Here is a 24956-nt window from a genome sequence, read left to right on the forward strand (position 1 = left end):
AGAAACGATGCAGCTGCGAAACCGCGCCGCCTATGGGTTCCTGGCGCCCTATCTCTTGATCTTTGCCATTTTCTGGATATGGCCGATTATCAGTTCGTTCTGGATGTCATTTCAGAACACGCGCGTAAATCCGTGGGTCTTCAACCCCGGCATGAACTGGGGGCGCCTGTTTTCTGATCCGGCGTTTTACAATGCGCTGAAGAATACGATGATTATCCTTGTCATTCAGGTGCCCGTGATGATCACGCTTGCAACTGTTATCGCGGTTCTTCTCAATTCACCGCTCTTGAAAGCCAGAGGCATTTTTCGTTTTGCCTTCTTTGCGCCGGTGGTTGTGGGTGAGGTCGCCTATGCAGCGGTTTTCCGGCTTATGTTCAACCTTGACTTCGGCATCATCAACAAGCTGCTGAACAAGATCGGCATCCCTTCCATATCCTGGTTCGCCGAAGCTCCTTTTGCCATGGCCTTGTTGATTATTGCCGTGACCTGGCGCTGGGCGGGATACAACGCCATCATCATTCTCTCCGGTCTTCAATCGATCCCCGAAGATGTTTATGAGGCAGCAACGCTCGACAGGGTAAGCAAGTTCAAGCAGTTCATTTATATTACCTTGCCCCTGCTCAGACCCGTGATTCTGTTTTGCGTGGTTCTGTCGATTATAGGTTCCATGCAGCTTTTCACTGAACCGTTCCTGATCACCAACAGAGGTGGGCCAGGCGGGGGCACTGAAACGCTTGGCCTGTTCCTGTATAGGCAAGGCTTCGCTTCACTGAACTTTGGTTATGCATCGGCCATTGCCTACACAATGGCAGGGCTGGCGATCGTGATTTCACTTTTAAACCTGTGGCTGGGGCGTGAACCAAAATGAGATCACAATCCAAATCCACCTTTATTCGCTCCGTGTCGCTGCATGCGCTGCTTATTCCATTGGCCACTATCTGGTTATTCCCGCTATGGATGATGTTCATCTTCGCGACGATGCCCGATTACGGCATTTTTAGCCCTGGGATTGAACTTCTGCCTTCAACACATTTTTTCGAGAATGTGAGCAATCTGCAAGCGGACACGAATTTCATCCGTGCCTTGATGATCTCTATCGGCGTCGCGCTTATTTACACGCTCTTGTCGGTTCTACTGACTTCCATGGCCGGTTGGGCGCTCGCCCGATACCATTTTCTGGGAAAATCCGTCGTGGTCGGCATCATTCTGGGCACGATCACATTGCCCTATTTTGTCGTGGTCATTCCCCAATTCATCATGGTGGCGCGCGAGTTCAAAATGGCGAACACATGGGCCGCGCTCATCGTGCCGCCACTGTTCAACTCGCTTGGCGTTCTTTTCATGCGGCAGTCCTTTTCGATGATGCCGGCAGAATTATTTGACGCTGCCCGTGTTGAAGGCGTCAAGGAATGGCAGATTTTCCTGCGCATCGCATTGCCTTTGGCACGACCGACGATGGCCGCCCTTGCGATCATTCTCTTTCTTGCGTCATGGAACAATTATCTCTGGCCTTTGCTGATTAATTCACGGCCGGACATGATGACAGCGCCGGTGGCGCTTGGAACCCTGATTGGTCTTACCAAGGTTTCATGGGGCGGTATCATGGCGGGCGCCGTCCTGCTCACCGCGCCAATTCTCGTCATCTTCGTTTTATTGCAGCGCCACTTCATCGCCGGCATAGCCGCTGGCGCAATCAAATAATCGGAGACCGCCGCATGGCTGAACTTGCTCTCAAAAATGTTGTCAAACGTTTCGGTACTTATGAAATTATCCACAATGCCAGCCTTGACGTGGCCGATGGCGAGTTCGTCGTTTTCGTCGGCCCGTCCGGTTGCGGCAAGTCTACCTTGTTGCGCATGATCGCCGGGCTTGAAACCATATCGGGCGGAGAAATCCACATTGGCGGGACAATCGTCAATGATGTGGAGCCTGCTGATCGCGGCATTGCCATGGTCTTTCAATCCTATGCGCTCTACCCGCACATGACGGTCGAAGAGAATTTGGCCTTCGGATTGCGCATGACGGGAAACCCGAAGAACGATACCGAGCGCCGGGTCCAGCGTGTTGCCGACATTTTGCAGATCAAGGAGTTGTTGAACCGGCGGCCAAGGCAACTTTCCGGCGGTCAGCGTCAGCGTGTTGCCATTGGCCGGGCTATTGTGCGCGAACCGCAAGTGTTTCTGTTCGACGAGCCACTCTCCAACCTCGATGCGGAATTGAGGGTGCAAATGCGTGTTGAGATTGCCCGACTCCATAAGGAACTTGGGGCGACAATGATCTATGTTACCCACGATCAAACGGAAGCGATGACGCTGGCTGACAAGATCGTCGTGCTGCGGGGTGGCAATATTGAGCAGATCGGTGCGCCGCTCGATCTTTATGACAATCCCGCCAACCAGTTTGTGGCCGGTTTTGTCGGCTCGCCCAAGATGAATTTCATGAGCGGAGCGGTCATCGAAGCGCAGGGTCAAACAATTACTGTCGCTCTCTCAAATCAGGGAAATGTACCAATCACCCTGCCGGTTGAAAATTTCGAACCCCGTATCGGCGAGAAAGTGACGCTTGGCATCCGTCCTGAACATTTTTTCAAAGCCGGCCAAGGCGATGCAGATCTGACGATCAAGGTCGATGTCGCCGAACATCTTGGCAATACCAGCTACGTCTACGCCAATGTGAGCAGCGGCGAACAAATCATCATCGAACGCGAGGAATCCCGCAATGAAAGCAATCGCGACACTCTCACGATCGCCATCAGGGCAAGCAACGTCTTCCTGTTCGACAATACCGGCAACAGAATCCGCTAAAAATCGGTCCGTAACTTAGGCACGACTTCGGAAATTCCGTTGCACCCACGATCGCCACTCTGCCTCCGTCAGAATCCGGCGATCTAAGTCCAGCCGCGCCAACTCCCAAGGCAAAACCCGTCAAAAGTCCCAAGGAGGACATATCATGAATGATACAAAGCTGATCCGCTGGGGCATTATCGGCCCAGGCAGCATCGCCAGAACCTTCGCCGATGGCATTGCCCATTCCCACTCCGGTCAACTCATCGCCATAGGTTCGCGTAACCCGGACAACCCTCTGCTTGTGGAGCGTTTCCCAAACGCCCGTATTGTCCACGGCTATGAGGCTCTGTTGAATGAGTCCGATATAGATGCGATCTACATCGCGACGCCCCATACCGGCCATGCGGAGTGGGCGATTAAGGCTCTGCGTGCGGGCAAGCATGTGCTGGTGGAAAAGCCCATAGGCTTGAGCGCCTTCGAGGCGGAAGCCATTTTCCACGAGGCACGAAAGGCAGGCAAGTTTGCCGGCGAAGCGTTTATGTACCGGTTTCATCCACAAACCCGAAGATTGATAGAGCTTATCAAAGAAGGAGCCATTGGCGATCTTCGCATCATCCGGTCAAGTTTCGGGTTCAATATGGGGCGTGTACAACCGGATCATCGTCTCTTTGCAAATGCTACCGCTGGCGGCGGCATACTTGATGTTGGTTGTTATCCGGTCTCTATGGCGCGCCTGATTGCAGGAAGTATGGAAGGGAAGAATTTCCTTGAGCCTGAAGTTCTATTCGGCGCAGGCCATCTTGGCGAGACAGGCGTCGATGAATGGGCTTCAGCCATTCTCAAGTTTCCAAATGGCGTGATCGCCGAAGTTTCCTGCTCCATTATGGCCGAGCAGGACAATACACTTCGCATTATCGGTTCGCGCGGCAGGATTGAAGTCAAGGATTTCTGGTATGCCTCTGGTCAAAAGGGTGGTGTTGGCAAGCTGGAATTGTTCAAGTCCGATGGGACGCATGAAACGATTGAGATAAAAGAGGAACGCTGGCTTTATTCGTTCGAAGTTGATGCGGTAAGCGATGCTATCCATGGGGGACATCAACAATTTGCTGCCCCGGGTATGGAATGGGCTGATTCTATCGGCAATTTGCGGGTGCTTGATCAGTGGCGGGCGGCAATTGGTCTCGAATATACGGCCGAAAAAGCCACTTCTCGCACAAAAACTATTTCTGGTGATGTGCTCAGGCCCGGCAACACTGTACCGAAACGGACCATAGCTGGCCTCGAAAAACCTCTATCTGCTGTCGCGCTCGGTTTCGAGTTCTTCCCAAACTTTGCGGCAGGCTCCCTAACCCTTGATGCCTATTACGCAGCCGGGGGAAATCTTTTCGATACGGCCTATATTTATGCCAATGGCAAGACTGAAGAGATTCTGGGTGACTGGCACACCAGTCGAGGCATTCCACGGCAAGAGATTGTCATGATAGGAAAAGGTGCACATTCTCCACTCTGCTATCCAGACATGATCGGCAAGCAATTATCCCGTTCGCTTGACCGGCTCAAAACAGATCATGTCGACATCTATTTCATGCATCGCGACAATACCGATATCCCGGTTGGAGAATTTGTCGATGCGATGGATGCAGAGGTAAAAGCAGGCCGTATTCGCGGACCTTTTGGCGGTTCGAACTGGACCCGCGAGCGAATGAACGAAGCCATCGCCTATGCCGAAAAGAACGGCAAGACAGCGCCAGCGGCATTGTCCAATAATTTTTCCCTCGCTGAAATGCTTGTGCCGATATGGGATGGTTGTGTAGCAGCATCGGATGATACATGGAAAAATTGGCTTGATGCCACGCAGATTCCCAATTTTGCCTGGTCCAGCCAGGGACGCGGCTTTTTCACAGAGCGGGCAGGGCGCGATAAGCGGGATGACGAAGAGCTTGTGCGGGTGTGGTATTCTGAAAAGAATTTCGGCCGACGTGAAAGGGCATATGAGCTAGCCAAAAAGCTTGGTCGTAGCCCTATCCACATCGCGCTCGCCTATGTGCTTGCACAACCCTTTCCCGTTATCCCATTGATCGGACCCCGCAATCTCGATGAACTCGAAGACAGCCTGTCGGCGCTCAATATAGAATTGACGTCGGAAGAGGTTAAATGGCTTGAAGGATAGTGTTTATCGGGTACCTCGGCCGGACGGTAGTTGATTGCCGTCCGGCCGAGCTGACGGATGACAACAAGCAACCCTGTTGCGGATCAATCGTCCAAACTCGGTTAAGACATCAGCAGGTAACAAAAAAGCCCAGAGAAAACCGGGCTTTTTGAGTGTTTCCAACAGGTCATGGGACCTGTGTGAAAAGAGAATTGGTGCCCAGAAGAGGACTCGAACCTCCACGCCTTGCGGCACACGGACCTGAACCGTGCGCGTCTACCAATTCCGCCATCTGGGCAGCGCGTCTCATCTAAGGGGCGCTCAAGAGTCTGTCAATGCATATATTGGCCAATATCGGGCATTCATTGTTAAATTGAATGCCACGACAAGTGTGGGACAATTGCAGAAACGCAATACATGATTCCCGAGCGCTGTTTGCATGGTGAAGCGGCGGAATCGCTCAGCCGCTTGAACTATTACCCTGCTAGCACTTCCTTCGATGCGATCGTCGAGTCGGCATTGAGCTTGTAGACAATCGGTACGCCTGTGGCGAGTTCCTGCGCTACGATCTCTTCGCCTGTCAGGCCGTCGAGCGCCATGATCAGCGCGCGCAATGAATTGCCATGCGCAGCCACCAGAACTGTTTCGCCGCGCAGGACGTGGGGTTGAATCTCGTGAAGATAATACGGCCAAACGCGAGCGCCGGTATCGCGCAGGCTCTCGCCTCCGGGTGGTGGCACGTCATAGGAACGGCGCCAGATATGCACCTGATCTTCGCCCCATTTGGCGCGCGCGTCATCCTTGTTGAGACCGGAGAGATCGCCATAATCGCGTTCATTCAAGGCCTGATCGCGGATGGTTTGAAGACCGGTCTGACCAACCTCTTCGAGTATGTGCTGTAGGGTGTTTTGCGCGCGCGAAAGGACGGAAGTGTAAGCAATATCGAATTTCAGACCCTTGGCCTTCAAGCGTTTGCCGGCGTCCTTGGCTTCTTCGTGGCCGAGCTCAGTCAGAGCCGGATCACGCCAGCCTGTGAAAAGATTTTTCAAGTTCCATTCGCTCTGGCCATGGCGAACGAGGACGAGGGTTCCGGACATTCTGAAGACTCCTTTTAAGGCAGTATTTAGTTGGAAATGCTTTGATCGCTGAGGCCAAGCACATCGAGCATGGAGTAAAGACCAGGCTTGCGGCCTTTGCCCCAAAGTGCGGCCTTGATTGCGCCGCGCGCAAAGATAGTGCGGTCCTCCGCATGGTGGGACAGCGTGATGCGCTCGCCTTCACCCGCAAGAATGACAGAGTGGTCACCGACCACCGAGCCGCCGCGCAAGGTGGCGAAACCGATCGTCCCAGTCTGTCGGGGGCCGGTATGTCCGTCGCGCACGCGAACACTGTGCTGGCTAAGGCCGATCTCCCGGCCATCAGCAGCCGCTTCTCCAAGCAGCAGGGCTGTGCCTGATGGCGCATCGACCTTATGTTTGTGGTGCATTTCAAGAATCTCGATATCGAATTCTTCACCTAGTGCTTTTGCTGCCTGTTTGACCAGAACGCCAAGCAGATTGACACCAAGACTCATATTGCCTGATTTGACGACCACTGCATGGCGCGCTGCGGCATCAATCTTGGCATTATCCTCAGCGGAGCAGCCCGTCGTGCCAATCACATGAATGATACGCGCTTGTGCAGCCAATTCGGCAAATTCAATGGTCGCGGCAGGGGTGGTAAAATCAAGCACGCCCTCAACGCCGACAAAAACAGAAAGCGCGTCATCGGTAATTGGAATACCGAGGTGACCAACGCCGGCAAGTTCGCCTGCATCCTGACCGATATGCGGCGAGCCAGAGCGCTCTATGGCACCGGCAAGTGTGGCGCCCGGTGTCGCTTGTATGATGCGAATCAAGGTCTGCCCCATGCGCCCGCCAGCACCGGTTACGGCAAGCTTCATCGGATTTTCTATGCTCATTCCGTTGGTCCCATGCGTTCGGCAGTCTCGTCTTCATCCATAAGAATAATGGGTGACTCATCCTTGCCCTGCAATTGATAGAAGCGCGCGTAAACGCCATTTGGCCGGGCAAGTAAGGTTTCATGAACGCCTTCTTCCACAACCCGTCCCGCTTCCATAACGACAATATGATCCGCGTTGACAATAGTCGAAAGACGATGGGCGATGACGATGGTTGTGCGGCCCTGCATGCTGCGTTCAAGAGCCTGCTGTACGCGCTTTTCGGATTCATTATCGAGCGCTGAAGTGGCCTCATCGAGCAGGAGAATGGACGCATTGCGGACAATGGCGCGCGCGATGGAAAGGCGCTGTCGTTGACCGCCTGAAAGCGTTATACCGTTTTCGCCCACTTCGGTGCCGTAGCTTTGCGGCTGCTTGATAATGAACTCATCGGCATTGGCAAGTTTGGCCGCCTCGATAACCTCTTCATCAGTCGCGTCGGGTCGTCCGTAGCGAATATTGTCGGCAATAGTGCCCTCGAATAAATAGGGTTGCTGCGAGACATAAGCGATGGATTGGCGCAGCGACCGCTTGCTGACATGGGCAATATCCTGGCCGTCAACCAGAATACGTCCACCATCAATATCATAGAAGCGCTGAACGAGACCGATCAGTGTCGATTTACCGGCGCCCGATGCACCGACAATTGCGGTGGTCTTGCCTGCATCTGCGGTGAAGCTGACATTGTGGAGAACCTGAATGCCATTGCCATAACCGAAGCTCACATTATCGAATTGAACCTCGCCATTGGGCACCGTAATCGGCACGGCGCCGATGCTATCTGCCTGACGCGGCTCAATGTCGAGAATTTCATAGATCATGCGGGCGTTAACGAGCGAGCGCTCAAGGCCAACCTGCACACGGGCAAGACGGCGAACCGGGTCATAGGCGAGGAGCACAGCGGTGATAAAGCTGAACATGGCGCCGGGAGGCTGTGCATCATAAACGGCGCGGAAGCCCGTATACATGATCATTGATGCAATGGCTGTACCCGCAATGAGCTCTGTCACGGGAGTGAGCCGCTCGGACACGCGTGAAATCTTATTGGCTCGCTCCTCGGCGCGTGTGATCAATTTGCTGATCTTGCCGCGCAACTGGTCTTCCATGGTGAAAGCCTTGACGATGGCTATCCCTTGCGTAGCCTCTTGCATCGCGCCCAAAAGGTGTGAATTCAGGGTCACTGATTCACGATGAATGACCCGCAGGCGCTTGGTCAGGTAACGGACGGTGAGGAGCACTGGTGGGCCGATCAGCAAAGCGAACAGCGATAGCAGCGGGTCGAGCAGGATCATTGTGCCGACAAGAGCGATCAGGGTTGGAATATCCTTGCCGATTGTCGTGACCACAATATCAAGAAGCTCACGAACGCCACCAATATTCTGATTGATCCGCGCCGCCAGCTGTGCGGAACGCGTATCGTGATAAAAGTCGAGCCCAAGCTTCATCAGATGGTCAAAAATGCGATGCTGGTAACGCGCCACAATGCTGTTACCGACTTTTGCCATCGTTACTGATTGTACATAGGTCGCGACGCCGCGGATAACGAACGCGGCAAGAATGCCGAGGCTGATCGGTATGATGAGGTCTTCGCGGCGCTCATAATAGATTTTGTTGATTACATCCTTAAAGATATAGGCAACAAAAGCGGTACTTAGCGCCACGGCCAGCATTGCGAAAACTGCAACAGTGTATGAAGAGCGGTGCTGCCGGACATTTTCGCCAAGCACCCTGCCGACGACGCGCCTGGCCTCGGTCGGGTCGATTTTGTTCTTCTTGGGTACACCATTCATGACAGGCGGCAACTCGCTGGGACTAAAATGTCAGGCAAACCTCCTTTTGCAGGAAGTTTGCCGCGTGATCTTGTCCCTATAGCGTTATTGCCTCGCCTTGCCTATCGGTTTTGCCCCGTTTGGCGGAATGCGGCGGGCAGTGTTGCCTTGATGCCCCAGAAAGGGTTCAGCGAACAGTTCAGCCTTGGCGCCAGCGACGACCCTCAGTAGCAACGCCGAATCGGGCTGGTGTGCGGGCAAATGCAGACAGACCACTTAAGGCTGCCAGAGGATGCGTGATGATATAAACCGGTGTTTCGCGTAATATTTGCTGGTGCGGGGCCTTATCTTCAAAAGCTTTGCGGAAGGCCGGATTTTTTAGCGGCTCCACGATCTTTTGAACGATGCCACCGGCGAGATATACACCACCGCGCGCCATGAAAGTCAAAGCAAAATCGCCCGCCAGACGGCCAAGATAGGTGACGAAAAGAGCCAGGGTTTCTTTCGCTTCCGGAGATTCACCGGAAAGACCAGCGGCAGTTATGTCGGCAGGCGTTTCAAGCGCTGGTTCCGTTCCACCAACCTTGCAAATGGCGCGATAGATATTCTGAAGTCCGCGCCCGCAAAGCAGTTGTTCGCCGGAAATGCGGCCATCAATATGCTCGATATGAGGGAAAAGTTCGAGATCGCGTTCAGTACGCGGACCCATATCCACATGACCACCTTCACCAGGGACAGGAACCCAGCTTGCGCGAGAACGAACCATGCCGGCAACCCCAAGACCAGTGCCGGGCCCGAGCACCGCACGGCTGCCATGCGGATCACCCGCGCCACCGCCAAGCTTTTCAAGATGCTTTGGCTCAAGCGAAACAACGGCAAGTGCCTGCGCCTCGAAATCGTTGATGACGGTAATGTCCGAGAGGCCAAGTGTCTCCATCATCTGGCGCGGCTTGACGACCCAGGCGCAATTGGTCAGGTCGATCTCGTCACCTTCGACAGGACCAGCAATGGCAAGCACTGCAGAACGTGGCTGGATCGAGGTGTGGTCAAGGATCGCGTTCTGGATAGCTTCATCAATAGTTGAAAAATCGGCAGTTTGCAGAACCGGAAATTCCTTCGGCTCTGCATAGGCATCGACAAGGATTGCGAAGCGCGCATTGGTACCGCCAATATCCCCGACCAGAATCGGAAATTTCATGATGTGGTCGGTATCTGCCTGTGTAACCATTATCGCTTTCCTGTCTTAAATGCCACGCGTGCCTTTATCCCGATCGGACACATGGCGCATCAATGTATTGTCGGCCGCGTCATCCCGTAGCAAGCCTCTTTTTTGTACCAGAACCTCAGCTGTCGCCCGGTTCAATGCCATGGGAATATCGTAAACGCTGGCAAGCCGCATCAGTGCTTTTACATCAACATCGTGTGGCAAAGGTGACAACGGGTCGACGAAAAATATAAGCCCGTCAATTCGTCCTTCCGCAATCAACGCACCGATCTGCTGATCGCCGCCAAGCGGTCCGCTCTTTACGCGGGCGATTGTCAGTGAGGGACACGCTTCCTGTATCAGGCGGCCGGTCGTGCCGGTCGCGACGATGTCACATGGTGCAAGCAAGGCCTCATAATTGCGCGCAAACGCCACCATGTCGTCCTTCTTCTGGTCATGGGCAATCAACGCAAGGCGGAATGGCTGTGTCATCAAAACTCTTTTTCGGGTGGGCCCTAAATCGATTGAAACTCTATAAACAATTCACGTCTCCGTGAAAAGGGCAGAGCACAAAAAGACCTCAAGGCTTTTGACCGGGAACCGGAACGTCTTCTGGAAAGTCCTGGCTGGTATCTGTAGATGCCTGTGGAACCTTCGCACCAACGCCAAGCGTAACCTCTTCAACCGATTTTGGCCCGGGTGCATTCAATATCTGGGCGCAAAGCTTCGGTAGGTCCGAGAGCATCATGACCTTGGGCTTGACCGGGTTTTTGGGTGGAGGTGCTTTCTTCCACGGCTCATCGGTGAACCACCAGGCCAAAGGTTTGCCGCAGCCATCATCAGTCCCTGTCGGCTCCTGTGCTTTGCATTCGGGAGATCCGGGCTGGCATTTGATGCGCACATGGAAATGATAATAGTGACCCCAATAGGGACGTACTTTGTTCAGCCAGCTACGGTCGCCCTGCACGCTGTCACACAGCTTTTTCTTGATGCCGGGGTGGACAAAAATCCGCTCAACCTCAGGGTAACTCGCAGCTCGTTTCAAAAGAGCCGTGCGACTTGCACTCCATTTATCAGGGTCAACAAAAAGCGTGTCCCCTTGAAGCATGGACTTCGCCTCCACCGTCTCACGTTCCTGATTGGTGAAGCGGCGTTTCGGCATCGGAGTCAGCCAGATATCGGCATCAAGCCCTACCTGATGCGAAGCATGACCGGTCAACATCGGACCGCCACGTGGCTGCGAAATATCGCCAACCAGTAGGCCGGGCCAGCCGTCCTTGGCGGAAGCATCACGGGCTAGCCGTTCCAGAAGGGCGATCATGTGCGGATGGCCCCAATTGCGATTTCGCGACAGACGCATGACCTGCCAGGCCGGTCCATCCACGGGCAATGCAACGCCGCCTGCAAGGCAACCCTTGGCGTAAAAACCGGTTGATTGCGGTGCTCCGAGACTGGGCAATGATTGCGAGCCGAACAAGCGCTTTGCAGGCCCGTCTTCGGCGACAGCATTGAGTGTGCTTGCTAGCGAAACTAATATGCCAACAGCAAAGGAGAGCAGAGTTTTTGATATCATTTTATTGTCCAATGGATGGGAAGCAAAATTGCTTCGGTCATCCGAGCTTTATGATGGCAAGATTCGCATGAAACCCGCAATATGGAAACAAATTTAGGTTTGATTCGGTGGGGTCCGCATTATGAGAGCAGTCATTTTCGAGCAGTTTGGCCATCCGCCCCGGCGTGCAGAACGTTATGGATCCCGAACCTGCCGCAAGCGGCGTCGTAGTGAAAGTTGAAGCGACCGGACTTTGCCGCAGTGATTGGCATGGCTGGATGGGGCACGATGCGGATATTGTTCTGCCGCACGTGCCAGGACATGAGCTTGCGGGAACAATTGAAGCTATTGGCAAACATGTGACAGGATGGAAAATCGGCCAGCGCGTAACAGTGCCTTTTGTTGGCGGTTGCGGACATTGTTTTGAGTGTAATTCGGGCAATCATCAGGTTTGTGAAAGTCAGTTTCAGCCCGGCTTCACCGCATGGGGCTCTTTCGCGGAATATGTCGCGCTCGACTTCGCCGATACCAATCTTGTCGCCCTGCCGGATTCGCTGGATTTTGCCACGGCGGCAAGTCTTGGCTGCCGATTTGTGACCTCTTTCCGCGCCATTGTCGACCAGGCGAAAGTGAAGCCAGGCGAATGGGTGGCAGTGCATGGATGCGGCGGGGTGGGCCTCTCCGCAATTATGATTGCCACTGCGATGGGCGCGAATGTTGTTGCGGTCGACTTGTCCGAAGAGAAGCTTGCTTTTGCCCGAGAATTAGGGGCTGTCGCTTCTGTCAATGGACGTGAGAAACAAGATGTTATTGGTGCAATCCGAGAGATTACCAAGGGTGGGGCCCATGTTTCCATAGACGCACTGGGGCACCCCACAACATGCTTTAATTCAATCGCGAATCTGCGTCGCCGTGGCCGTCATGTGCAGGTGGGACTAATGCTTGGTGGTCACGCACACTCTCCCATTCCCATGGATAAGGTCATTGCGCATGAGCTTGAAATATATGGCAGCCATGGCATGCAGGCCTTTCGGTATAATGCCCTGATGGACATGCTGGAGACTGGCAAGCTCAAACCGCAAAGATTGATTGGCAAGGAAATCACCTTGGATGACGCGCCAGCGGCCCTGATGGCGATGGACCGCTTTGAAGGCATCGGAATCAATGTAATTACGAGTTTTCGCTAAATGCAGGCGTTAACGCCAGCTGCCGTCTCGCCACATGGCTGCGAAGGCAGTGCCATAGTCGGGATAGCGGAATGTGAAACCCAAAGACTTGATGCGCTTGTTGGAAACACGCTTGTTCTCGCCATAAAATGAGCGGGCCATCGGCGTCAGTTGCGCTGATTCAAAGTCAGACTCTTCCGGTGGCTCGACACCCATTAACTCGGCGGCATAGGCGACAACATCCTGGGGCGGAGCCGGTTCGTCATCGGTAATATTGAATATGCCACCCTGGTGGTGCATGCTGAGGAACTGAAGGGCACCGGCAATGTCATCCACATGAATGCGGTTGAAAACCTGACCGGTTTTGTTGAGACGCCGCGCTGTTCCATTGGTGAGATTGACAAAAGCATTACGCCCCGGTCCGTAAATTCCCGAAAGCCGCAATATTGCCAGCGGAACGCCGCGAGCATCTGCCAAAGCCTGCCAGCTATGCTCCGCATCGACACGCTCAACCGAACGCGTCGAAACCGGGCTGCAGGGCGTTGTTTCGTCCACCCAGGCACCGGCATGATTGCCATAGACGCCTACTGTCGATAGATAGCCGATCCATTGCAGCTTTGGCATGGCGCGACGGATCGTCTCTCCGAACAGCGCGATCACGGGATCGCCGGTTTTTGCTGGAGATGTTGAAATAACCAGATGAGTGATGGTTTCCAGCGCGTCTGCAATCTCCTGCGACGCGTGGGTGCCATGGAAAAGGAAAGGCGTGATACCTTCCTTGGTGAGTGCCGCCAACTTCGTTCCGTCACGCGTCGTCCCGCCAATAAACTCGGCTGTGGGAGCAATTGCTCTGGCAAAGGCGCGCGCTGAATAACCGGCGCCAAACAGGAAAATCTTCATAGCTGATTGTTCGCGCCATTGTGCCATTCGGTCAAGACGCCAGCATCATTTTCCTTCACTGCGTGGATCAATCTGAGGTTTGAAAAGCTTTCTGCGTTCAGGAGCTGGCTCAAAGCCCACACCGCTGAGCCGCGCACGAGCGGCGAAGGATCGGACAGATGCCGCTTGACCGGTTCTATCAAATTCGGATCATCGGAATTGCCGCAGGCGTTCAATACATTTCGCAGGAAGCGATCGCGACCAATGCGCTTGATAGGTGAGCCTGAGAACAGGGTTCGGAATGTAGGGTCATCCAAGGTCAGCAGGTAAGCAAGAGAGGGCGAGCGAAGATCGTCGCGGGCACGCAGCTTGGACTCGCGTGCAGTTTCAGCAAATTTATTCCACGGACATACGGCAAGACAATCATCGCAACCATAGATACGGTTGCCCATCGCCTTGCGGAACTCGAGTGCGATCGGTTCTTTATGCTCGATAGTGAGATAGGAAATGCACCGGCGTGCGTCGAGCTGATAGGGAGCAGGAAAAGCCGAGGTCGGACAGGTATCGAGACAAGCACGGCACGAGCCGCAGTGGTCCTGCTCTTTGGTGTCTACAGGGAGCATTGCTGTTGTGAAGATGGTGCCTAGAAAGAGCCAGGACCCATGTGTCCGGCTGACCAGATTGGTATGCTTGCCTTGCCAGCCAAGTCCTGCGGCTTCTGCCAGTGGCTTCTCCATGACAGGTGCCGTATCAACGAACACTTTAAGATCTTCGCCAGTGGCCCGCGAGGCAAACCGGCTGGCTACGCCTTTCAACTTGCCCTTTATAATGTCGTGATAATCACGGTTCTGCGCGTAGACGGAAATCGCTGCCTTGTCTTTTTGCTCAAGGATAGTGAGCGGATCGCTGTCGGGGCCGTAATTCATGGCCAGAACAATGATCGAGCGAACTTCCGGCCAAAGAGCTTGCGGACTGCTTCGACGCTCCTCGGTTTCCCGCATCCATTCCATGCTTGCGTGACGTCCAAGCGACAAATATTCGCGCAGCCTCTCTTCAGCTTGTGGGATTGAGTCCGGACTGGTGATCGCGATGACATCGAAGCCAGCAGCCCGCGATTCTTCGATAATGAATTGTTTAAGCCGCTCTTGCTGATTTAGGTTCATTTGCATGACACCCGTGCATGAGAACTTAAATACCCTATAAGATCAAAAATCCAGATCACCATAGTGCGATGCAGGGGGCAAGCCGCGCACGCGGTCCGAAAGAAGCGGGCGGAAGGAGGGTCGGGACTTCATCCGGGTATACCAATCGCGTGCCGCACGATACTCGGCCCATTTTATCTCTCCAAGATAGTCTAGAATGGAGATGGAGGCCGCAGCAGCCATGTCTGCATAGGTCGGTGCAGGTCCAGCCAGCCAATTGCGTGTGGCGGTCAACCAGTCAATATATCTCATATGCTGGGTAATATTTGCCCGGGCGGCGCGGATGGCAGCGCTGTCAGGTGCGCCTCCACCCTGCTCGGCTGTCATATGCAACTTGAAGATGCGTTCACGCGCCATATGCCGTGTCACTTCATTTTCAAACTTGCTCAAGAACCAGTCAACAAGCCGGCGTACCTCTGCGCGATTGAGCGAGTCTTCCGGAAACAAACGGCGGCTGCGTTTTAATGCGCCACGTGTTTCGTCAATATATTCGGCAATCACCGATGCCCCGGCCACAGGCACGTCGCCTTCTGCAAGCAATACGGGCAATGTACCTGCGGGATTGAGCGACAGAAATTCCTTGCGGCGTGCCCAACTGTTTTCCTCGATCAACTGCACTTCAATGTCATATTCATTGAGGATCAGTCGCACATATCGCGAGCCGGTGGACATGGGATGATGAAAAAGCGTCAACATGGCAGATATTCTAAATCTTTCGAACTGGCATTTTGCGGGTCGGCATCGTATTGCGAACATGGCAGACACCGGGCCAATGCTATAGGCGCAACGGCGGCATGAGACAAGTAAACACGATTTAACGGGCAGGTCCTTATCGCTGAATAATTTCTTAAACGAGAATCGGTTAAGACAAAAATTGTGCAGTGTATTCAATTGTAGCGGTGCCCTTTTGGCGGGCGGGAACCGCAATACGGATTAAGAAAGCGGTAAGCATAAACATGGAAACTCAGACAATTGTCGAAGCGCTTTTCTTGGGATTGCTGGAGGGGCTTACCGAATTCATCCCTGTTTCTTCGACAGGACACCTGCTGCTTGCAGGCCATTTTCTCGGTTTCGAGTCAAATGGTAAGACCTTCGAAGTGCTGATCCAGCTCGGTGCTATCCTTGCTATTCTGACTGTTTACTCCGCACGCCTTCTGAAAATAGCACGTGATTTGCCCAATGATCCGAAGGCCCGGCGTTTTGTAATCGGTGTGCTGATTGCATTTCTGCCCGCCGTTTTCATTGGCGTTCTTGCTCATGGGTTGATCAAGGCAATCCTGTTTGAATCGCCAATGTTGATTTGTACGATGCTGATACTGGGTGGGCTTATCCTTCTATGGGTGGATAGGCTCGACCTGAAGCCACGTTATACGGATGCGATGGATTTCCCATTGCCGCTCTATTTGAAAATCGGCCTTTTCCAGTGCTTTGCCATGATCCCTGGCACGTCGCGTTCTGGCTCGACCATTGTCGGAGCTTTGCTTTTGGGCGCTGACAAGCGTTCGGCGGCTGAGTTCTCGTTCTTTCTTGCCATGCCCACCATGGCAGGCGCTTTTGCCCTCGACCTTTTCAAGAACCGCAATATCCTGACATTCGATGATGTGACGTTGATCGGCGTCGGCTTCCTTGCAGCCTTTATCTCCGCCGTGCTCGTAGTGCGTTATCTGTTGGGTTACGTATCTCGCCACGGTTATGGCCTTTTTGCCTGGTGGCGGCTTGTTGTCGGTACGGTGGGCCTGGTCGCTTTGATATTGATGCGCTAAGTCACGGCTTTTCCATAGACTGAAGACAGCCAATGGGCGGAATATTTCCGCCCGCCAGAGGTTTTTTGCAAAGTATAGATGAATTATTATTCACGTGATGAATTTTATTGACAGTCTCTTTTCTTTGAGATTAGTTACCCATGCTGGCATTCGAGGAGGAGTGCCAGTTTTCGCAAAGTAAAGTGGCTGCATTCGAAGCGCCGCGGACAAATGGGAGGGGCTTCGGCCTCGAGGAGGACACTTGCGTACTTTTTTGGGCACGACCGCGATGGCGGTCCTTGCAGCAACATTATTTGCATCGCCAGCCAAGGCTGAAACGGAATCGCCGTTTCGCTGCAAGCCGGGCGAAAAATATGTCATGAACGTCATGGTGTCGGGTGTCGAATACTGGTTCCCGGTTTATGAGATGTTCAAGCAGGCAGGCAAGCAGCTTGGCTGCGAGACGGCCTATACCGGAACACCGGAATATGACGTCAACAAGCAGATCGCCAGTTTTGATCAGGCATTGGCACAGAACCCGGCAGGCATTCTGGTTCACCCAATGAACTCGGATCCCTTCATCGAGCCAATCAACCGCGCTATCGGTCAGGGAACGGCAGTCGTGACATTTGCGGCGGACTCGCCATTGTCAAAACGCATATCGTTCATCACTTCGGATAATATTCGTGAAGGCACCTATGCGGCTGATGCCATTGCCAACAAGCTTGGTGGCAAGGGCGAATATGCGGTGCTGGAAAATCCAGGTCAGGATAATCACGACAAGCGTGTAACGGCATTTGTTGACCGCATGAAGGAAAAGTGGCCGGATATGAAATTGGTTGGCCGCGCTGCCTCCAATCAGGACCCGACAAAAGCCTATCAAGGCTTGATGAGTATCGTGCAGGCCAATCCTAATCTTGGTGCAGTGTTCATGCCGGAGGCCAACTCGGCCATCGGCGCAGCCCAGGCAAGTAAGGAAAGCGGCGGTAAAATCCTCGTCATGTGCGCGGACGTCAACGCCAATATTCTCGACATGATCAAAGCCGGTGAAGTCTTTGGCTCAATCAACCCCAATCAGGGCATGCAGGGCTATATGGGTTTCATGCTGCTCTGGTTGGCCAAGCATCCGGAACTGATCGATCCTATGAACGATGCCAAGCGGGCAGGGTTCAACCCGATGAGCATTCCATTCGTTGACAATGGTCTGTCCATCGTCACAGCGGAAAATGCGGATGATTTCTTCTGGGACAAGTACCTGAAGCGTCGCGGTACCAAAGGGATCGAGGAGTAGACTTCGCAATCCGCTATCCGGATTTGCAAAGTCCGGGTAGCGTCTTGTGAAGTATTGGGGAGGAGCGTCATCATGCCGAAACCGGTTCTGGACATCCACAACGTCACAAAGCACTTCGGTGCGGTAAAGGCGTTGACGAATGTAAGTTTCAGCCTCCATCGCGGGGAAATTCACGCGATCTGCGGCGAAAACGGAGCCGGCAAATCGACGCTGATGAATATCATTGCCGGTGTGCTGCAACCGGATGAGGGTGAAATCCTCGTGGAAGGTGAGGCGGTGAAAATCGCCTCTCCTTCAATAGCCCAATCATTTGGTCTGGGGCTTGTGCACCAGGAAATCGCGCTTTGTCCTGATGCAAGCATAGCGGAAAATATCTTCATGGCCGCGACGAGCCGCCAGCGATCGTTCCTGATGGACTATCGTAAACTGGAACGTAAGGCGCAGGAAGTCATGAACCGGCTTGCACCGATCGACGTGCGCCGAAAGGTTGCGGATCTGTCCATTTCCAGCCAACAGCTGGTGGAGATCGCCAAGGCTCTGACACTGGATTGCCGGGTACTGATCTTTGACGAACCAACAGCTGCATTGACCGAAGCCGAAACCCGCATATTGTTCGATATTATTCGGGATCTGAAAGCGAACGGCATTTCCATTATTTACATCAGTCATCGAATGGCTGAGATTTTCTCGCTCTGCGACCGTGTCACGGTTCTGCGCGACGGCCGATATGTGTCCACGGAGAGGGTGGCAGATGTGACGCCCGATGATGTTGTCCGCCGTATGGTGGGCCGTGAAATAACCCAGCTCTATCCGCCTAAACAGCAAAGCGCTGAGGTGTCAGGCGAGACAATCCTTTCGGTTCGTGGCCTTGGTGACAGAAGCCGCTTCCTTGATATCAATATCGAGTTGAACAAAGGCGAGATACTAGGCATTGGCGGTCTGATCGGCTCTGGCCGCACGGAGATTGCCGAGGGCATTTGCGGTCTGCGGGCGATCACGGATGGCGAAATCCGCTTGCACGGTCAGGTACAGGCAATCAAGACTTACACGGATGCCGTAGAGGCTGGCATCGTCTATCTTTCCGAGGACCGCAAAGGTTCTGGCGTTTTCCTCGACATGTCGATCGCCCAGAATATTTCCGTTCTCAATCTCAAGGCGCTGACGGGACATCTGGGGCTGATTAATGCGCGGGGCGAAGCACAGCTTGCCCACGCATTCGCGCAGCGGCTGAATATTCGTATGGCCAACATCGACACGCCTGTATCAGCGCTCAGTGGCGGCAATCAGCAAAAGGTCGCGATTGCCAAACAGCTCGCGGTGCAACCGAAGGTCATCCTGATGGATGAGCCGACGCGCGGCATTGATGTCGGCGCAAAATCCGAAATTCACCTGTTGCTTCGCGATCTGGCAAGGTCCGGCATCGGAATCATTGTCATCTCGTCAGAGCTGCCGGAATTGCTTGGATTATGTGACCGGGTGCTGGTTATCCGGGAGGGAACGATCGCAGGTGAACTCGGCGCAGATGAGATGACGGAGGAGGCGGTGATACGGCTGGCTTCCGGTGTCAATCAAAGCGAACAAACACGGTTGGCGACAGATCATGCTGCCTGAAAAGTCTATGGGAGAAAATAACATGGTGGCTGAAACAATCGGAGTAAGTGCTACGCGGACACCGTCTTGGAAAAGGCTGGGTTCAATGCGGGAAGCTGGGCTGATCGCGATCATTCTGGCGCTGTGCATTGCCATGAGCTTTGCTTCACCGCATTTTCTGACCCTCGGCAATTTCCGCGCCATGCTGATGAGCTTTTCCGTTGAAGGCATTGTTGTGGTTGGCATGACAATTCTGCTCATCGTCGGCGGTATCGATCTGGCGGTGGGTTCCGTAGTCTGCTTCGCAATGGTGCTTTCAGGCTCGCTTTTCCTTGCGGGACTGGACCCGTGGAGCGCCTCTCTTATCGGTATTCTGGCAAGCAGTCTGATTGGCTGCGTGATGGGCTTCTTTGTTACCGTTGTCGGACTTAATCACTTCATCACGTCGCTCGCCGGAATGGTGATTGTACGTGGCCTTTGCCTTATAATCACCAAAGGAACGCCGCTCTCGCTCTTCACCCTACCCCCCGCGTTCAAGGCAATCGGGCAGGGCAGTTTCCACGGCGTGCCCTATGTCATCATAATTTTCATTGCTGTCGTTGTACTTTTCGACTTCCTGTTGCGGCGTGCAACAGCTTTGCGAAAAGTTTTCTACACGGGAAGCAATGAAAAGGCCGCTCTCTACTCCGGGATCAGGACCAATCAGGTAAAGTTCTGGGTAACGGTTCTTTGTTCAACCCTTGCCGGTGTTGCGGGCGTTATCTACATGTCACGCTTTGGTGCGGCGACCCCTACATTCGGCGTCGGCATGGAGCTGAACATCATCGCAGCGGCTGTTATTGGCGGCGCGTCATTGAATGGCGGATCGGGAACAATTCTTGGTGCGATCCTCGGCATTGCCCTGCTTTCGGTGGTCACAAGCTCGCTGGTTCTGCTTAATATATCGGTTTACTGGCAGGACATGATCAAGGGTTGCATTCTACTCGGCGCAGTATCCATTGACCACTTTTTGCACAAGCGTAAGGCTTCCTGATATGACTGTCGTCAGACTCAACGCAAAACTATCTCCGGCACCACGCGAGGAGATTGTCATTGCCAGGCAAATGCATCAGGCATTGGTATTGCACTTCGTGGAAGGCCTGACACAAGCGCAGATCGCCGATCAGCTCGGGGTATCACAGCCGACAGTCAATCGCCTCATTAAACGCGGGCGTCAGCTCGGATTGGTCGAAATCAAGATCAAGTCACCTGTTGAACCGCTTATCGATCTGGAAGAACGGTTGCTGGCGCTGGGGGGTATCAATCGGGCTGTCGTGGTGCCCACAGTGTCGGACAATCCGCAAACAGCATTGCAGGCGGTTGGTGAAGCGGCGGCTAGGTTGCTCCTGCAGCAAATCTCCGATGGCGATACGATTTGTATCACAGGCGGCAAGGGTGTCAGTGCCGTTGTTGCCGGTCTGCAGGTGTCGCGGCCGTTCAATATCGAGGTTGTGCCCGCAACTGGCTGTGTCCAGGGCAAGCATTACACTGATGTCAATCACGTTTCGACATTGCTGGCCGACAAGCTCGGCGGACGGGCTTATCAAATTCATGCGCCACTCTTTGCAGATACGGCGGCAGAACGATCGATGCTTATCAATATGCGGTCGGTCGCGGATGTTTTTAAGCGTGCGCGGGAAGCCAAAGTCGCAGTTGTCGGTATTGGCTCCATCCTGACCGATGATTCGAGCTATTATGACTTGCACCCATCGTCGAGTACCGACCGGGAAGCGATTGAGCGCTCCGGTGCAAGCTGTGAACTGCTGGCCCATCTGCTGGACGACCGGGGGCAGGTTTGCGGCTACAGCTTAAACGATTCCCTCGTTTCACTCACCTTAAGTGAATTCGCCTCGATTCCAACAAAGATTGGCGTGGCGAGTGGGCCGAACAAGGCAAAGCCAATTCTCAGCATTATGCGCGGCAACCATCTGGATACGCTGGTGACGGATGAAGCAACGGGGATGCGTATTCTAGAAATTGCAGAAGCTGAAGGAGACTGGGCATGAGTGTCGGGCAATTAACGCGTGCCATTGGCAAGTCCGGTGTAAATGCCTCGGCTGTTGGCTTGGGGACATGGGCCATCGGCGGCTGGATGTGGGGTGGCACTGATGAAAATCAGTCCATAGCCGCAATACAGGCCTCCCTTGATGCCGGTGTCAGTTTAATCGACACAGCTCCCGCCTATGGCCTTGGGCGCTCGGAAGAGATCGTTGGCAGGGCGTTGAAGGGAAGGCGTGACAAGGCAATCATTGCCACCAAATGCGGGCTGGTCTGGCACACGCAGAAGGGACAGCATTTTTTCGATCAGGATGGAAAACCGGTTCATCGCTATCTCGGGCGCGATGCGATTTTCCACGAGATCGATGAGAGTCTCAAAAGGCTGGGTACCGATTATATAGATCTGTATATCACGCATTGGCAGGACCCGACGACACCCATCGAGGAGACCGTACAGGCACTGGAAGATTTGCGCAGTGCCGGCAAAATCCGCGCAATCGGCGCAAGCAATCTTAGCCAGGACGAACTCAAAGCCTATGTCGCAACCGGCTCGCTGGATGCTATACAGGAACGGTTCAGTATGATCGATCGCGAAATCGAGACGGATCTACTTCCGGTCACTCGAGAGCAAGGCGTATCTACACTGAGCTATTCTTCTTTGGCGCTTGGGCTCCTTGCCGGGACGATTGATCCGCATCGCGTATTTTCGGGTGATGATCAACGCAAGGATAGTCCCCGCTTTTCTACCAGTAATCGTTTGAAGGCCAAACAGTTTGCCGAGGCAATCCAGCCCGTAGCAGAAAAGCATCAGGCGAGTATCGCCCAAGCAGTGATTGCATGGACGCTGGCACAACCCGGCGTGACATTTGCCCTGTGCGGTGCACGAAATCCGGAACAGGCTTTGGAAAATTCCAGAGCCGGAACAATAAGACTTGATGAGCAAGACCTTGCGGCCCTTGACGCGGCCATCGCAGTGAAACTGACAAATATGGACAGGTAACGGGCTGCATCATGAAGCGTGAAGAAGTATTTGACGGGCTTCGCCGGAGCCCGAAGGTGGACGTGTGTGTCATCGGCGGCGGAATAAATGGCCTCAGCGTGTTCCGTGAACTGGCGCTGCAGGGCATCAATGTTCTGCTTGTCGAGAGGAATGATTATTGTTCGGGCGCCAGCTCAGCTCTTTCGCGCATGGTTCACGGCGGTCTTCGCTATCTCGAAAACGGTGAATTCAATCTGGTGAAGGAATCACTGGTTGAACGCGACCGCCTGCTTCGCAACGCCCCACATATGGTCGCGCCCTTGCCTACGACCGTGCCGGTTTTCAGTTTATTCTCTGGCCTTGCCAACGGTGCTGTGCGTTTTCTTGGCCTGACTCGCAAACCAAGCAGGCGCGGTGCTCTCGCCATAAAGGCAGGCTTAAGCATTTATGATTTTCTGACACGCAAGCGCGCTTTGATGCCCAAACATCAATTTCGCGGGCGGCAAGCCAGTCTTGGCAAATGGCCAGCGCTCAACCCAGCCATCAAAAGTTCGGCGACCTATCACGATGCTTGGGTCAGCCATCCAGAGCGAATAGGAATTGAACTGCTCCAGGATGGCATGTCAGCCAATGCTTCGGCCCGTGTGGTCAATTATGCCGAACTTCGCCGGGATGCATCGGGCGTTTTTGCTGTCCATGACCATATCAGCGGAGCCGCCATAACCATAAAGCCTGACCTGATTGTCAATGCTACGGGCGGCTGGATAGATATGGCCAACGCCACATTGTTTCCAAAAAATGCCTTGTCCGCACCGCTCATGGGCGGCACCAAGGGATCTCACCTCATCATCGACAATGCCGAGCTTCTGAAAGCCCTTGATGGCCATATGATCTATTACGAGAATGAGGATGGCCGCGTCTGCATTCTCTTTCCCTATCTTGGTAAGGTGCTGGTTGGCTCTACGGATATTCGGGTTGATAACCCGGAGAATGTCACCTGCACCCCGGAGGAACGAGACTACATTCTGCAATCCTTGGCCTTCGTGCTGCCGGCAATCAAGATAAAGCCGGAAGAAATCGTCTATCAGTTTTCCGGCGTGCGTCCGCTGCCTGCGAGCAAGGATCAGTTTACGGGGCGCATTCCGCGAGATCATTTTTGCACCTTTATCGAACTGGATAAAAGCGGCCCGCCCGTCCTTTGCATGATCGGCGGCAAGTGGACAACGTTCCGTTCCTTTGGCGAACTGGCTGCCAATATGGCTCTGTCCAAACTTGGCCGTGAGCGACGAGTGGTTACAGAGGATCGCGCCATTGGCGGAGGCCGGGCTTTCCCGGCGAATAGTGATGAATGGATATCGCGTGTCGCTGCCCTGACCGGCCTTGAGGAACAGCGTATTGATCAATTGTTCCAACGATATGGAACAGATGCTGAAGTGCTCGCACAATTCATTGCTGCGGGGAACGATGAAGCAATGCCGCATCCAGGCTACTCAAGGCGCGAGATTCTGTTCCTGATTAGAAACGAAGCGGTTGAGCATTTGGACGACATCCTGCTGCGGCGCACCACCTTGGCGATCAGCGGAGAGCTTTCACTATCGATGACAGACGCGGTTCTGGGCCTGCTCGCCGCTGAAAAGGAATGGTCTGTTGCACGCCGCAATGATGAGCGAGCGAAGTTTTTATGCCTGCTCTCAGAGCGGCATGGCGCTGATATCGCCGCACAAAGCGCACGAAATGAAGAAGGAGACTATCATGAGAAACAACAGCAAGGTTCGGATGAACCGTCTTTTCGGCAAAGGGGCGCTGCCTCGACGTGGCGATCGATCACGGAGTGTGCAATGAGCCGACCTTCCTGAGTGGTCTGGAGGATATGGAATCTGTCGTGAAGGCATTGGTTGCTGCAGCTCCAGACGCCATACAGATGAATTACGGCCAAGCCGATCTTTTGCAAAACGTGGACGGGAAAGATAAGCCCGCATTGGTCATGCGTATCGACATGGGCAATCCTTACAACCCGTTTCGTCACCGCAATATGTGGGCGGTTTTGCAGAATGAAGCCGAGCCACTGATTGGCGCGATCGAAATGGATGCAGCCTGCGTCGTCGTCAATCTGTTCATGCTGCCCGATGAGCCGGACCTGTTTCGGCAATGTGTTCAAAACATTTCACGTGTGCGCGCCGATTGCGACAAATACGGGTTGCCATTGATGATTGAGCCGCTGGTCATGCAGCCGGTCACCGAGCGGGGAGGCTATATGGTTGATGGCGATGCGGATAAGATCGTAACGCTGACACGGCTTGCCCGCGAGATGGGGGCCGATATCGTCAAGGCTGATCCGACAACCAATGCAGAGGATTTTCATCGCGTTGTTGAAGCTGCCCGCTGCCCGGTTCTTGTGCGCGGTGGCGGCAAAGAAGACTTGAAGAACGTGTTCGTCAAATCGGCAGCTTTAATGCAGCAGGGCGCGATGGGTATGGTCTATGGCCGCAATATCTACCAGCATGCAAATCCGGGCGCTGTGGTTCGTGGACTAATGGCCATAATCCATGACGATGCCAGCGGCGAGGATGCCTACGCGCTTTATCAAGAGGGCTGAGCATAAGCATAGAAC

Annotated in this window: 22 protein-coding genes and 1 tRNA gene; 13 read left to right on the forward strand and 10 right to left on the reverse strand. The window is 53.9% G+C overall.

Features of this window, described 5'->3' with window-relative positions:
* Positions 1–7 precede the first annotated feature (7 nt).
* The 4 genes from QFZ34_RS13195 to QFZ34_RS13210 all read left to right on the forward strand — a co-directional run bounded on the left by QFZ34_RS13195 (position 8) and on the right by QFZ34_RS13210 (position 4956).
* Positions 8–868, forward strand: a complete 861-nt coding sequence (locus tag QFZ34_RS13195) for a carbohydrate ABC transporter permease (RefSeq protein ID WP_307281689.1) — start codon at positions 8–10, stop codon at positions 866–868.
* Positions 865–1701, forward strand: coding sequence for a carbohydrate ABC transporter permease (locus tag QFZ34_RS13200; protein ID WP_307281692.1), 837 nt, complete (start codon positions 865–867; stop codon positions 1699–1701). The genes QFZ34_RS13195 and QFZ34_RS13200 overlap by 4 nt, the downstream gene beginning before the upstream one ends.
* A gap of 14 nt (positions 1702–1715) precedes the next feature.
* Complete coding sequence (locus QFZ34_RS13205) at positions 1716–2804, forward strand: ABC transporter ATP-binding protein (protein WP_307281696.1); 1089 nt, start codon at positions 1716–1718, stop codon at positions 2802–2804.
* 145 nt (positions 2805–2949) lie between these two features.
* Complete coding sequence (locus QFZ34_RS13210) at positions 2950–4956, forward strand: aldo/keto reductase (RefSeq protein WP_307281699.1); 2007 nt, start codon at positions 2950–2952, stop codon at positions 4954–4956.
* A 192-nt stretch (positions 4957–5148) separates the two neighbouring features.
* On the opposite strand, the gene QFZ34_RS13215 is transcribed toward QFZ34_RS13210, so the two are convergent.
* The 7 genes from QFZ34_RS13215 to mepA all read right to left on the reverse strand — a co-directional run bounded on the left by QFZ34_RS13215 (position 5149) and on the right by mepA (position 11480).
* A tRNA-Leu gene (locus QFZ34_RS13215) sits at positions 5149–5233 on the reverse strand.
* A 178-nt stretch (positions 5234–5411) separates the two neighbouring features.
* Positions 5412–6032: a 2,3-bisphosphoglycerate-dependent phosphoglycerate mutase gene (locus QFZ34_RS13220; protein ID WP_115054581.1), complete on the reverse strand. Its 621-nt coding sequence runs from the start codon at positions 6030–6032 to the stop codon at positions 5412–5414.
* A gap of 26 nt (positions 6033–6058) precedes the next feature.
* A complete protein-coding gene (gene dapB / locus QFZ34_RS13225) occupies positions 6059–6895 on the reverse strand; it encodes a 4-hydroxy-tetrahydrodipicolinate reductase (RefSeq protein WP_115054582.1) in 837 nt (278 codons plus the stop codon).
* Complete coding sequence (locus QFZ34_RS13230) at positions 6892–8724, reverse strand: ABC transporter ATP-binding protein (RefSeq protein WP_115054801.1); 1833 nt, start codon at positions 8722–8724, stop codon at positions 6892–6894. The genes dapB and QFZ34_RS13230 overlap by 4 nt, the downstream gene beginning before the upstream one ends.
* Positions 8725–8902: 178 nt before the next feature.
* Positions 8903–9931, reverse strand: coding sequence for a glucokinase (locus QFZ34_RS13235; protein WP_307281708.1), 1029 nt, complete (start codon positions 9929–9931; stop codon positions 8903–8905).
* A 15-nt stretch (positions 9932–9946) separates the two neighbouring features.
* Positions 9947–10399, reverse strand: a complete 453-nt coding sequence (locus QFZ34_RS13240) for a methylglyoxal synthase (RefSeq protein ID WP_307281711.1) — start codon at positions 10397–10399, stop codon at positions 9947–9949.
* An 88-nt stretch (positions 10400–10487) separates the two neighbouring features.
* Positions 10488–11480, reverse strand: coding sequence for a penicillin-insensitive murein endopeptidase (mepA, locus tag QFZ34_RS13245; protein ID WP_307281715.1), 993 nt, complete (start codon positions 11478–11480; stop codon positions 10488–10490).
* A 176-nt stretch (positions 11481–11656) separates the two neighbouring features.
* Here mepA and QFZ34_RS13250 point away from each other — a divergent pair, with 176 nt between their 5' ends.
* The gene (locus QFZ34_RS13250) at positions 11657–12646 is read left to right on the forward strand and encodes a zinc-dependent alcohol dehydrogenase family protein (RefSeq protein ID WP_307281718.1); all 990 of its coding nucleotides are present in this window, start codon (positions 11657–11659) and stop codon (positions 12644–12646) included.
* Positions 12647–12655: 9 nt separating this feature from the next.
* Here QFZ34_RS13250 and QFZ34_RS13255 read toward each other — a convergent pair whose 3' ends face one another.
* From QFZ34_RS13255 to QFZ34_RS13265, 3 genes are read right to left on the reverse strand one after another with little or no spacing between them, the layout of a single operon-like run.
* On the reverse strand, positions 12656–13525 hold the full coding sequence (locus tag QFZ34_RS13255; protein ID WP_307286307.1) for an SDR family NAD(P)-dependent oxidoreductase: 870 nt from the start codon (positions 13523–13525) through the stop codon (positions 12656–12658).
* Positions 13522–14673: a tRNA epoxyqueuosine(34) reductase QueG gene (gene queG / locus QFZ34_RS13260; protein ID WP_307281722.1), complete on the reverse strand. Its 1152-nt coding sequence runs from the start codon at positions 14671–14673 to the stop codon at positions 13522–13524. The genes QFZ34_RS13255 and queG overlap by 4 nt, the downstream gene beginning before the upstream one ends.
* 36 nt (positions 14674–14709) lie before the next feature.
* Positions 14710–15402, reverse strand: coding sequence for a glutathione S-transferase family protein (locus QFZ34_RS13265; RefSeq protein WP_115054588.1), 693 nt, complete (start codon positions 15400–15402; stop codon positions 14710–14712).
* 260 nt (positions 15403–15662) lie between these two features.
* Between QFZ34_RS13265 and QFZ34_RS13270 the strand changes: the two genes are divergently transcribed.
* The 8 genes from QFZ34_RS13270 (at position 15663) to QFZ34_RS13305 (ending at position 24941) form a co-directional block, all read left to right on the forward strand.
* On the forward strand, positions 15663–16469 hold the full coding sequence (locus QFZ34_RS13270) for an undecaprenyl-diphosphate phosphatase (protein ID WP_307281727.1): 807 nt from the start codon (positions 15663–15665) through the stop codon (positions 16467–16469).
* Positions 16470–16710: 241 nt separating this feature from the next.
* Positions 16711–17739 (forward strand): substrate-binding domain-containing protein, encoded by a 1029-nt coding sequence (locus tag QFZ34_RS13275; RefSeq protein WP_307281729.1) that lies wholly within the window; start codon positions 16711–16713, stop codon positions 17737–17739.
* Positions 17740–17811: 72 nt separating this feature from the next.
* Positions 17812–19350 (forward strand): sugar ABC transporter ATP-binding protein, encoded by a 1539-nt coding sequence (locus QFZ34_RS13280; RefSeq protein WP_307281736.1) that lies wholly within the window; start codon positions 17812–17814, stop codon positions 19348–19350.
* Positions 19351–19372: 22 nt separating this feature from the next.
* Positions 19373–20362 (forward strand): ABC transporter permease, encoded by a 990-nt coding sequence (locus QFZ34_RS13285; RefSeq protein ID WP_115054591.1) that lies wholly within the window; start codon positions 19373–19375, stop codon positions 20360–20362.
* 1 nt (position 20363) lies between these two features.
* The gene (locus tag QFZ34_RS13290; RefSeq protein WP_307281738.1) at positions 20364–21374 is read left to right on the forward strand and encodes a sugar-binding transcriptional regulator; all 1011 of its coding nucleotides are present in this window, start codon (positions 20364–20366) and stop codon (positions 21372–21374) included.
* Entirely contained in the window at positions 21371–22366 is a 996-nt protein-coding gene (locus QFZ34_RS13295; protein WP_307281741.1) for an aldo/keto reductase, read from the forward strand. The genes QFZ34_RS13290 and QFZ34_RS13295 overlap by 4 nt, the downstream gene beginning before the upstream one ends.
* A gap of 11 nt (positions 22367–22377) precedes the next feature.
* A complete protein-coding gene (locus QFZ34_RS13300; protein WP_307281744.1) occupies positions 22378–24201 on the forward strand; it encodes a glycerol-3-phosphate dehydrogenase/oxidase in 1824 nt (607 codons plus the stop codon).
* Positions 24177–24941: a class I fructose-bisphosphate aldolase gene (locus QFZ34_RS13305; protein WP_307286310.1), complete on the forward strand. Its 765-nt coding sequence runs from the start codon at positions 24177–24179 to the stop codon at positions 24939–24941. Before QFZ34_RS13300 ends, QFZ34_RS13305 begins: the two co-directional genes overlap by 25 nt.
* Positions 24942–24956 lie beyond the last annotated feature (15 nt).

Source organism: Phyllobacterium ifriqiyense, assembly GCF_030817885.1.
In the GTDB taxonomy this organism is placed as follows: domain Bacteria; phylum Pseudomonadota; class Alphaproteobacteria; order Rhizobiales; family Rhizobiaceae; genus Phyllobacterium; species Phyllobacterium ifriqiyense.